This is a genomic window from Luteolibacter luteus (assembly GCF_012913485.1).
GTDB lineage: Bacteria > Verrucomicrobiota > Verrucomicrobiia > Verrucomicrobiales > Akkermansiaceae > Haloferula > Haloferula lutea.
The window spans coordinates 3,442,382-3,452,531 of record NZ_CP051774.1; the positions used below are offsets into that span (position 1 = coordinate 3,442,382).

10 protein-coding genes are annotated in these 10,150 nt (G+C 61.4%); 5 read left to right on the forward strand and 5 right to left on the reverse strand.

Annotated features, from left to right (window positions below; genetic code table 11):
* The first annotated feature begins 3 nt into the window (after window positions 1–3).
* From HHL09_RS14300 to HHL09_RS14310, 3 genes are all read left to right on the forward strand, one after another.
* Complete coding sequence (locus tag HHL09_RS14300; RefSeq protein ID WP_169455307.1) at window positions 4–318, forward strand: DUF485 domain-containing protein; 315 nt, start codon at window positions 4–6, stop codon at window positions 316–318.
* A gap of 12 nt (window positions 319–330) precedes the next feature.
* A complete protein-coding gene (locus HHL09_RS14305) occupies window positions 331–1,923 on the forward strand; it encodes a solute symporter family protein (RefSeq protein ID WP_205760847.1) in 1,593 nt (530 codons plus the stop codon).
* 128 nt (window positions 1,924–2,051) lie between these two features.
* Window positions 2,052–2,369 (forward strand): hypothetical protein, encoded by a 318-nt coding sequence (locus HHL09_RS14310; RefSeq protein ID WP_169455308.1) that lies wholly within the window; start codon window positions 2,052–2,054, stop codon window positions 2,367–2,369.
* Here HHL09_RS14310 and HHL09_RS14315 read toward each other — a convergent pair whose 3' ends face one another.
* Genes HHL09_RS14315 through rsgA form a run of 4 tightly spaced genes read right to left on the reverse strand, consistent with a single transcriptional unit; the run spans window position 2,370 to window position 5,069 of the window.
* Complete coding sequence (locus HHL09_RS14315) at window positions 2,370–2,762, reverse strand: hypothetical protein (RefSeq protein WP_169455309.1); 393 nt, start codon at window positions 2,760–2,762, stop codon at window positions 2,370–2,372.
* A 9-nt stretch (window positions 2,763–2,771) separates the two neighbouring features.
* The gene (locus HHL09_RS14320; RefSeq protein WP_169455310.1) at window positions 2,772–3,467 is read right to left on the reverse strand and encodes an SGNH/GDSL hydrolase family protein; all 696 of its coding nucleotides are present in this window, start codon (window positions 3,465–3,467) and stop codon (window positions 2,772–2,774) included.
* Between the two features lie 43 nt (window positions 3,468–3,510).
* Window positions 3,511–3,900, reverse strand: coding sequence for a rhodanese-like domain-containing protein (locus tag HHL09_RS14325; protein ID WP_169455311.1), 390 nt, complete (start codon window positions 3,898–3,900; stop codon window positions 3,511–3,513).
* Window positions 3,901–3,953: 53 nt separating this feature from the next.
* Complete coding sequence (gene rsgA / locus HHL09_RS14330) at window positions 3,954–5,069, reverse strand: ribosome small subunit-dependent GTPase A (RefSeq protein WP_169455312.1); 1,116 nt, start codon at window positions 5,067–5,069, stop codon at window positions 3,954–3,956.
* A 105-nt stretch (window positions 5,070–5,174) separates the two neighbouring features.
* On the opposite strand from rsgA, the gene HHL09_RS14335 reads away from it, so the two are divergent.
* Both HHL09_RS14335 and tdh read left to right on the forward strand, forming a co-directional pair.
* Window positions 5,175–8,102: a PVC-type heme-binding CxxCH protein gene (locus HHL09_RS14335; RefSeq protein WP_169455313.1), complete on the forward strand. Its 2,928-nt coding sequence runs from the start codon at window positions 5,175–5,177 to the stop codon at window positions 8,100–8,102.
* Window positions 8,103–8,219: 117 nt separating this feature from the next.
* Complete coding sequence (gene tdh / locus HHL09_RS14340; protein ID WP_169455314.1) at window positions 8,220–9,248, forward strand: L-threonine 3-dehydrogenase; 1,029 nt, start codon at window positions 8,220–8,222, stop codon at window positions 9,246–9,248.
* A gap of 218 nt (window positions 9,249–9,466) precedes the next feature.
* Here the strand turns inward: tdh and HHL09_RS14345 are convergent, their stop codons facing one another.
* Window positions 9,467–9,889 (reverse strand): hypothetical protein, encoded by a 423-nt coding sequence (locus tag HHL09_RS14345; protein ID WP_169455315.1) that lies wholly within the window; start codon window positions 9,887–9,889, stop codon window positions 9,467–9,469.
* Window positions 9,890–10,150: the final 261 nt, after the last annotated feature.

The following is a 10,150-nucleotide window of genomic DNA, read 5'->3' on the forward strand; positions in this document are numbered from 1 at the left end:
TCCATGGCAAACCCGAACAAACCTGACTGGGAGACACTGGCGAAGCGGCCGGACTTCCACGAACTGCTTGCCGCCAAGCGCCGTTTTATCGTCCCGGCGACGATCTTCTTCCTCGTCTACTACATGGCCCTGCCGGTGTTGATCGGGTATTTCCCGGATCTGATGAAGAAACCCTTCATCGGAAAAGTGAACGGTGCCTACGCCTTCGCCTTCTCCCAGTTCCTAATGACCTTCGTCCTCGCCTGGCTCTACATGCGCACGGCGAAGAAATGGGATGCCATGGAGCACAAGCTCCTGTCCTCGATCGAGAACCGTTAATTTTCCCATCCCATGCTTTCCGCGATTCAATTCACTCCCGCGCTCGGGATGTTCCTCACCTTCGTGGCGATCACCCTGGTGATCACCTGGTTCAGCGCCCGCAAGGCGACCGGTTCCGCCGGTTACTTCGCCGCTGGCCGCAGCATCAAGGGCTGGCAAAACGGCCTGGCCGTCGCCGGTGACTACATGAGCGCTGCCAGCTTCCTCGGCATTTCCGGGATGATCGCCTTCAAGGGCTACGATGGCTTCATGTATTCCGTCGGCTTCCTGGTCGCCTACCTCACGGTGCTTCTGCTGGTGGCGGAGCCTCTCCGGAATGCGGGGAAGTATACCATGGCCGACTTGCTCGCCTACCGCATGAAGCCGCGCCCGGTGCGTGCCATGGCTTCGCTTAGCACGCTGATGGTTTCCACCATCTACATGATCGCCCAGATGGTCGGTGCCGGCGGCATCATCAAGGAACTCATCCATGTGGAGTTTGCGCCGGCGGTGATCGGTGTGGGCGTGCTGATGCTCGTCTATGTGGTCTTCGGCGGTATGCTCGCTACCACCTGGGTGCAGATCATCAAGGCGGTGCTTCTCATGGGCGGTGCCTTCGCCTTGAGCTGGATGGTGCTGGGCCAGCACGACTACAGCATGACCAAGTTCTTCACCGCCGTCGCCCATGCCGACTACGCGGGCACGGTGCCGGAAAAGAACCTGCTGGATCCCGGCATGAAATACGGCGCTGCGGTCAATCCCTGGGGGCCGCTTGATTTCGTTTCGCTGGCACTGGGGCTCGTCCTCGGCACCGCCGGCTTGCCTCACATCCTCGTGCGCTTCTACACCGTGCCGGATGCCCGCACCGCCCGCGTCAGCGTGGCTTGGGCGATCGGCGTGATCGGTGTCTTCTACATCCTTACCACCTTCTTTGGATTCGGTGCCGCCACCATCCTGCCAAAGTCCTCCATCCTCACCGCCACCGGTGCCGAGAATACCAACATGGTCGCCCCGATCTTGGCGCGGGCACTCGGCGGAGAAATGTTCTTCGCCTTCATCAGTGCCGTGGCCTTCGCGACGATCCTCGCGGTGGTTGCCGGCCTGACGATGAGTGCCAGCACTTCCTTCGCGCATGACTTCTACACGAACGTGATGAAGCACGGAAAGGAGACGGCACCCGAGCAGGAGATCAAGATCGCGCGGATCACCGCTTTCTTCGTCGGTGCGATCAGCATTGCCATCGCGATCAAGATGGGTCCCACGGCAAACGCGGCCTTTCTCGTCGGCCTCGCCTTTGCGGTTGCCGCTTCGGCCAACCTCCCGGTGATCCTCTTCTCGATCTTCTGGAAGCGCTTCAACACCGCAGGAGCGGTGGCGGGTCTCGGCACGGGCTTGGGCTCCGCGGTGATCCTGATCTTGCTCAGCCCGAACGGGATCTTCGGCAAGGCAGGTGCCATCTTCCCTCTGGAGAACCCGGGCATCGCCAGTATCCCGCTCGGCTTCCTTGGTGCCTATCTCGGAACGGTGCTCACGAAGCGTGATCCCGAAGCCGAAGCCAAGTTCGCCGAACTCAACTTCCGCGCCCAGACCGGCCTCGGTGCCGAGAAGGCAACAAGCGGGCATTGATAGCCCCGCTTGCTCGCAACGTGATTAAGAAAAGGGGCGCGTCACGCGCCCCTTTTTGCTGCACCGAAAGGCCCATGGACCCGATGGCATGCTGCAGTGATGCTTCACGCGATCTCACCCCGATACGCATGAAGACACTCCGCTTCTACATTCATCCCGAATGTGAACGTTGCCGGCGACTAAGCCACTTCCATCGCCGCTTCGATTGGCAGCACCGGATCGAACACACCACCCGCACTCCAGCTACCGGTGAGCTGAAGCCCGGACAAGTGGTCGCGCAAGACATCGAGAGCGGTGAATATTTCCAAGGTCATCGCGCGATTCAGGCTCTCTGCCGGACCATCCCGCTCTACCGCATCTTTCTCCCGCTCTTCTGGCTGAAGCCGGTCCGTGACAAACTTGACCTCCAGCTTTCCGGCTGCGTTAACGGCTTGTGCGAGGTGTGACTACTTCCCCTGCCATTTGAAGAGCAGCGCGAAGCCATTCACAAAAAGCGGGAAGCAAAGCCACAGCCAACTGCACACGCGCACCACGTGCGCGGGAGTTTGCTGGTTGGTTTTCAGAAACGGATGGAGGCGGAGCCCGGCACTCCCCATCACCTCGGGCTTCCAGATGCCAGCCAGCGGAAGGATGTAGAAGGCGAAAGTCTTGATCGCAGGCCCCAGGCCGTCCGCCCTGAAGCCGAGAACGACCCACACCGTTATCAGGGCCAGCGCAGCGCCCAGTTCCCAGCGGGAAGTCCCATCTTCCGCGTAGTCGGCTTCCTTTCCGAACGACCAATCGGAAGCTTGCCCCGGCTTTCGAGCAGAGCCCTTGCGCGACTTCCCCGGCAGGGACATAACGTGAGGCTATCGGACGCCGAACATCCCCGCAATCACCTTCGCGGCGATCTCATGGCCCTTCTTGTTGGGATGGTTCGCTTGAGCCAGAAGGCTGTCTTGCTTCACGCCCTTCTTCAGCGCCGCCTTCCATGCGGCCAGAACATCCGCTACCGGGATTCCTTCCTCTGCTGCCACCTTGCGGATAATCGCGGCACGAATTTCAAGCGGCTCGTCGGGAGCATCGTAGTTCACATTCCTCGCTCCGGTCGGTGTCACGAATACCACCGGCACTCCCTCCGCCTTGGCTTCCTTCGCCATGGATCGCCATGCCTTTTCGACTTCGGCCTCGGGCAGGCGGCGGTCATTGAGCGCATAGTCGATGAAAATCACGTCAGGGTGCATCCGGAGGACGTCCTTCTTGAATCGTGCGGCGCCCTTCTTGCTGTCCTCACCACCGATCGCCGTGACGATTGCATTGATCACTGCATGAGGGTTCGCCTTCTGGATCCGTTGCATCGCCATCAGCGGATAGGACTCGAAGGGCTTCACCTCGGGCGTCTCGTGATAACCTGCGGGAACGCTGTGGCCATGGAAGACGAGGTTGACCGTCCGGTTCTTCGGCCACTCCTTTTTCAGCTCCGCGATAAGCGGTGCGGGCAAGGGCGGCTCCTGGGCAGGAACAATCGCGCAGCCCGTCAAGAGCAGGGGAAGCAGCCACTTCATGCGCCGGATGCTAGCGCGCATCCGGGCGAGGACAAGCCGCCGGCTATTTCTCGACCGGCTTGCCGGCCTTTTCCCAAGCGAGGATGCCGCCTTCCATTTCATAGACCGGGGTGAAACCGGCATCGCGGAGTTCCTTTGCCGCCTTCTCCGAGCGCTTGCCGCTGCGGCAGTAAACCAGCACCGGCTTCTTGGGGTCGAGGAAGGCCTTTGCCTTTCCGGCGAAATCCTCCTCGGAGACCGGAAGGAGTTTTGCACCTTTCAGATGGCCCTCATCCCATTCGTCCTTTGATCGCACGTCGAGGAGCTGGATGCCGGAACTGATCTGTTGTTCCGCCTGCTCGACTTTTACCGGCCCGTCCTTCGGCTTTCCATCTTCCGCGGCGGCGAAACCGGTGAGGAAGCAGGAAAGGAGAAGTGTGAGCGCGGCTTTCATGCCTCACGCCTAAGCCCGATCTTCCGCTAGGCAAGGAGATTCAGGAAGTGGGACTACAAGTCCCCGCGCTCGTCCTTCTCCAGTTGGATCCGGTCTTCGAGATTTCGCGCCTTCACCCGGTGGGTCCGCTTGGCCCAGCGCTCAACGGTCATCTGCCGTTTCTTGGCCAGCTTGCGCAGCTTCCCGATCTCGTCGTCCAGATTCAGGAAGCTTTCCAGGCGATGCAGGTCGAGCGTTCCCCCCTCCACGGCCGCGCGGATCGCGCAGCCCTTGTCGTTGCCGTGTTTGCAGTCGGCGAAGCGGCACTCGATGGCCATCGCTTCCACATCCGCGAAGCTTTCGCGTAGGGTCTGCTCATCGGTCCACATCTGGATCTCCCGCATCCCGGGATTGTCGATGAGCATGCCGCCGAAGGGCAGGGGCACCAGCTCGCGGGAAGTGGTAGTGTGGCGGCCCTTGCCGGTCACTTCGTTCACATCATCGGTGAATTGCCACTCCTCTCCGTAGAGCTGGTTGACGAGTGTCGATTTCCCCACGCCGGAGGAACCTACGACGCACATCGTAATTCCGTCCTTCAGGTAGGACTGGAGCACGTCCAGGCCTTTGTTGTTGAGCGCGCTGGTCACGTGCACGTCCGCCTCGGGGCAGAGCACGCGAAGTTCGTCGGCGCAGGCTTCGTTGTGACTCTTGGGGAAAAGATCGGATTTGTTCACCAGCACCACCGGCTTGGCACCGGCGCGGCCGATCAGGGTGAAGTAGCGCTCCATGCGGCGCGGATTGTGGTCCGGGCCGGAATCCGTCACCACGGCCACCACGTCCACGTTCGCGCCGATGACCTGCTCCTCGACGCTCTTGCCGGGCATTTTCCGGGAGAAGCAGGATTTCCGCGGCAGGCGCGCACGGATCACGTGGTCCTGATTCTCGCCACCGAGTTCCACGGCCACCCAATCTCCCACGGCGGGGAGATCGGCATCGGTCCCGGCGTCGTGCCAGACCTTGCCGGAAAGGACGAGATCCACCTCTTCCACGTCCTCGGGGTCTTCCCCCACGAAGGCGCTGTAATTGATCGTGGTCTCCCGGATCAGGCGCGCGGGGAACCAGCCTTTCGCCTGAAAAGGGGCGAAGGCTTCGGCAAAAAATTCATCCCAACCCAGCTCGGCGAGCGTCATCCGGCGCGGAAACTAGGCCCGGGGCCGCCCTCTGTCGATACCCGGGAATCGGAGTTAGAAAGATCGCCGTCCCCGCTGGATTATAGGGAGATTCCCTTTATCCGGATGAAACCCAAGCACCCCGGCAAAATCCTGCTCCTTCCCATGGCCCTGCTCTCGGGCGGGATCTCTCATGCGCTCGATACCTCGCTGGTCCGCGGAACGAAGCCGCTGACTCCGGAGGAAGAGCAGAAAATGCTCCACGTGCCGGAGGGTTTCGAGATCCAGCTTTTCGCCGCCGAACCGGAGATCGACAAGCCGATCAACATCGCCTTCGACGACCGCGGCCGCATGTGGGTCACCAGTTCGCGGGAGTATCCTTACGCCGCCACCCGCGACCGCTGGTCCGATCCGGAAGGGACCCGCGTCAGCGGCAGCCGGGACGCGATCCTGATCTTTGAAGATACCGACAAGGACGGCCGCGCCGACAAGCGTACCGTCTTTGCCGATGGGCTCAACATCCCCACCGGGGTGTTGCCGTACAAAAACGGGTGCATTGCGTGGAGCATCCCGAACATCTGGTTCTTCGAGGACACGGATGGCGATGGCACCTGCGACAAGCGCAGCATCCTCTTCGGCCCGCTTGGCTGGGAGAAGGACGTGCATGGCAATTGCTCCAGCTATCGGCTCGCTCCGGATGGTTGGGTTTACGCGACCCATGGTTTCAGCAACACCAGCCACTTCAAAGTCCGCCCTGAGAATCTCAAGGGTGCGAAACCCGGAGATCCCGGCACCGAGCTTTCGCTGAACTCTGGCAACGTCTTCCGCTTTCTGCCCGACGGCAGTCGCATCGAGCTCTTCAGCGCGGGGCAGGTGAATCCCTTCGGCCTCTCGTGGGATCGTCATGGGAATCTCTACAGCGCCGATTGCCACAGCGCGCCGATCTATCAGCTTCTGCCTGGCGCGGTATATCCCAGCTTCGGGAAGCCGGATGACGGACTGGGCTTCGGACCGGTGATGATGCATCACACCCACTCGTCCACCGGGATTTGCGGGATCACCTACCTCGATCGTGACCTGTGGGGAGAGGCATGGCACGATCAGATCCTGATCGGGAATGTGGTCACCTCCCGGATCAATCGCGACCGTGTCCGCTTTGTCGGAAGCACGCCGACCGCGAGCGAAGAGCCGGATTTCCTCAGCAGCGATGATCCTTGGTTCCGGCCGGTGGATCTACGGATTGGGCCCGACCGCGCGCTTTATGTGGCCGATTTCTACAACAAGATCATCGGTCACTACGAGGTGCCTCTGGAACACCCGGGACGGGATCGCGAGCGCGGCCGGATTTGGCGGATCGTGAAGAAGGACGGGCTGCCGCAGACCAAGGAAACCGCGGATCCGATTGCCGTGCTGCGTTTCGAGGCGCGTTCCGGTCCGCTTTCCCAAGCGGCGCAGGAAAAGGTGCGGCAATGGCTGAGATCGCCGGATGCCTTGGAGCGGCGGGTAGCGGTGGAGGCATTGTTGAAGCCGCTCTCCACCGATTGGCTGCCGGATCTGTTGCAGGCCTTCTCCATCACTCCGGCAGAGGATCTCTCGCTGCGGCAACAGCTCCGCATCGTGATTCGCGAGCATCTGAAGCTTTCGGGTGGCTTTGCCAAGGTGGGTGGCGCCCAGATTTCCGTGGATCTCCAGCAGGAGCTTGCAGTGATTGCGCGCTCGGTGAACTCGAACGAAGCCGCCAGCTATGTGCTCTCCCGGCTCAAGAGTGATCCGGGAGATCCTGCGGAAACGGCGAAGACGCTCAGCCGTCTCGCGACCATGTTGCCCGCGGCTGATCTCATGGCTTATGCGAAGGAGCGCTTCGCCAAGGACCGGGGAGTGCAGGCGGACCTGCTGCTCGCGATTGCCGATGGCGTGCAGCAGCGCGGCGAGTTGCCGGGGAGCGATCTCACGTCGTGGGGGAATGGTTTGGCGGCGGATCTTCTGGACCAAGCTGAAACTCCGGGATGGATTGCGGTGGCGGATCCGAAATCCCCCGCTTCGCCATGGGTATTGCAATCGCGCGGTTCCGAGGATCAGGGCGAGATCGAAGTGATCTCGAGTCTCGCTGCTGCCGGAGCGGAGCCGGAGGGCCGAATGGGCACCTTGCGTTCGGCGGCCTTTGCGGCACCCGCGAGTTTGTCCTTCTACCTCTGCGGTCACTCCGGTCCTCCGGATCAAGCAGCCCATGCACGGGATTTCGTTCGGCTGGTCGATGAGGCCAGCGGAGCGGAGATCCAACGCGCGCTGCCGCCGAGGAATGACGTGGCACAGCGTGTGGTCTGGGATCTCTCCGCGCATCAAGGGAAGCAAGTCCGCTTCGAGGTTACGGACGGTGACTCGGGAGAAGCCTATGCATGGCTCGCGGTCGGACGGTTCGAGCCTGCGCTGATCTCCACCGCTTCCTTTGCAGGAGAGCATTTGCGAACGCAGCGGCTGTCCCGGCTGGCCCTGCTTTTGAAATACGCGGCCCCTTCCGGGATTCGTGAAAAGCTTGCGGCATGGTTGCCTGCGCCGCCACCGCCTCCGCCTTCGGCAATCACTCCTGAAATGCGGGCGGAAGCGGATAAGCTCATTGCGGCGCGGACCGGATCTTTCCAGCAGGCCACTGCGGATAAAGGAAAAGGCGCTGCCGTTTTCACCGCGAACTGTGCCTCGTGCCATGCCATCGGCGGAAAGGGTGCCCTAGTGGGACCGCAGCTCGATGGGATCGGGAACCGGGGGCCGGCGCGTTTGATTGAGGACATCCTCGATCCCAGCCGGAATGTGGATGCCCATTTCCGCCTGCACTTGATCACGAAAAAGGACGGCAGTGTGATCGGAGGGCTGGAGCGCGGCTCGGTGGGAGAAGTGCTCGTCTGCGTGGATGCGGCGGGGAACGAACACCGGGTCCCCAAGTCGGAAATTTCGAGCAATGAGGAGACCGGCCTTTCGCTGATGCCGCCCTCTTTTGCCGCCGCGATTCCGGAGGGGGATTTCCATGCGCTGCTGGCTTGGCTTCTGGATTTCAAGTGAGGTCGCGGCTTTGGATCGTTTCCGGCTGCCGCGGCGTGCGGTTGAGTCACTTTTTCCGGGGAAAGGACATTTCCCTAGCCCGTCCGGGTGGCCCGTGCACCATCGCCTTGGCACCCCATGAAAGCACTCGTCAAAGCCACCGCAGGCCCCGGTCTCGAAATGATGGACGTCCCGATGCCCGAAGTCGGGCCGATGGATGTGCTCATCAAGATCAAGAAGACTTCGATCTGCGGCACCGACGTCCACATCTGGAAGTGGGATGCTTGGGCGGCTCGCACCATCCCGGTGCCGATGCATGTCGGCCATGAGTTCAGCGGTGTGGTGGAAGCGGTGGGTTCCGGTGTGACGGATATCGTCCCCGGCGAGCTTGTCTCGGGTGAAGGTCACATCGTCTGTGGACGCTGCCGCAACTGTCTCGCCGGTCGCCGCCACCTTTGCCCGAATACCTTGGGGGTCGGCGTGAATCGTCCGGGGGCCTTTGCCGAGTATCTTTCGATTCCTTACCGCAACGTCTACAAGGTCGACCCGGCGATCCCGGAAGACGTGATCTCTTGCTTCGACCCGCTGGGCAACGCAGTGCACACCGCGCTGTCATGGGATCTGGTCGCCGAGGACGTGCTGATCACCGGTGCCGGCCCGATCGGCTGCATGGCCGCGGCCGTGTGCCGCTTCGCCGGCGCCCGCCATGTGGTGGTGACCGATGTGAATCCGTGGCGCTTGAAGCTTGCGGAGAAGCTCGGGGCGACCCGCACCGTGAATGTTGCCGAAGAGTCCCTTGGCGATGCGATGAAGTCTCTGGGGATGAAGGAAGGCTTCGACGTCGGGCTTGAGATGTCCGGACATCCTTCGGGGCTGAATGACATTCTCAACCACACCTCAAACGGGGCGAAGGTTTCCTTGCTGGGGATCTTCCCGGACAAGGTGGCGATCGATTGGGACAAGGTGATTTTCAAAGGTCTGATCCTGAAGGGGATCTACGGCCGCGAGATGTTCGAGACCTGGTACAAGATGAGCAGCATGATCCGTGCGGGTCTGGATATTTCGCCCGTGATCACGCATCGCTTCCCGGTGGCCGATTTCAAGCTGGGCTTCGAGACCATGATGTCCGGTCAGTCGGGCAAGGTGGTGCTTGATTGGACGGTGTGAGGTCGGCTTAGAGGCTATGCCTAACCCAGGGTTGCGCGCTTTGCGCTTACCCTGGGCTATCTCCCGATCGCCCCTTTGGGGCTTTAGAAGGGTGCGAGCCTTCTCCAGGCTTTCGACCGGTTATCCCATTCGGGTTCTAGGAGGTGACGAGTCTCAAGGTCCTTCCGGATTGGGAGCTGCCGCCACATCTGGGCTCTGGAGAACGCTTGCGGCTGTCTTTAAACGCAGTTCCACAGATAGAGACCGCGCTTGCTGTCCCTGGCGACACGGGCGACGCGGCGGAACTCTTCGATCGCTTCGACGAGGTCTTCGGCCTCGCAGTGTTCGAGTTCATCGGTTTGGGCCCATTCTTCGGCGGCGGCGGAGATGCCGGATTCATCCAGATCGGCGGCGAGTGCTACGAGGCTGGACGGGACGAGGCTGATCAAGCGATCCCCGCCGTCCTTCTCGATGACCGTTTCGAAAGCATCCATGTGGCCTTCTTCCCATGGCTTTCCTTCGAGGATAGCCCAGAGTGTGGAGAATTCGATGGTGGTAAAACCGGTCATTTCGGCCCGCTCGTTTTCCGGGGCTTCCTGGTTTTCATCATAGTCCGGCGCCTTGTCGGGCGTGGAAACATAGAGGTCGGAAAGAACTGACATGGCGGTGGTTTACCAGAGCCCCCGGTTTCGCCGGAATCAATTTGTGAGGTCCCCATTTTCGGGCTCAACCAAGGGTCCCTCTAGAAACACCTAGTAGGCGGCGGGGGTGGTCCTCTGCTATCCACACGCCTCAATCTGGGAATCCGGCGCGTTTGCCCCGGAGGGCCGGAAAACCCAACCAAACCCAAAATCCGACGCCTGTCTGACATCCTGTCGATCCACCCATGATCGACGGCATGGCCGTTCGCAGCTTGCGAATGT

Coding starts and splice junctions, on each gene's coding strand:
- HHL09_RS14345 (WP_169455315.1), bottom strand. CDS start 9,889: ATGTCAGTTCTTTCCGACCTCTATGTTTCCACGCCCGACAAGGCGCCG.
- HHL09_RS14335 (WP_169455313.1), top strand. CDS start 5,175: ATGAAACCCAAGCACCCCGGCAAAATCCTGCTCCTTCCCATGGCCCTG.
- HHL09_RS14305 (WP_205760847.1), top strand. CDS start 331: ATGCTTTCCGCGATTCAATTCACTCCCGCGCTCGGGATGTTCCTCACC.
- HHL09_RS14315 (WP_169455309.1), bottom strand. CDS start 2,762: ATGTCCCTGCCGGGGAAGTCGCGCAAGGGCTCTGCTCGAAAGCCGGGG.
- HHL09_RS14310 (WP_169455308.1), top strand. CDS start 2,052: ATGAAGACACTCCGCTTCTACATTCATCCCGAATGTGAACGTTGCCGG.
- tdh (WP_169455314.1), top strand. CDS start 8,220: ATGAAAGCACTCGTCAAAGCCACCGCAGGCCCCGGTCTCGAAATGATG.
- HHL09_RS14325 (WP_169455311.1), bottom strand. CDS start 3,900: ATGAAAGCCGCGCTCACACTTCTCCTTTCCTGCTTCCTCACCGGTTTC.
- HHL09_RS14320 (WP_169455310.1), bottom strand. CDS start 3,467: ATGAAGTGGCTGCTTCCCCTGCTCTTGACGGGCTGCGCGATTGTTCCT.
- rsgA (WP_169455312.1), bottom strand. CDS start 5,069: ATGACGCTCGCCGAGCTGGGTTGGGATGAATTTTTTGCCGAAGCCTTC.
- HHL09_RS14300 (WP_169455307.1), top strand. CDS start 4: ATGGCAAACCCGAACAAACCTGACTGGGAGACACTGGCGAAGCGGCCG.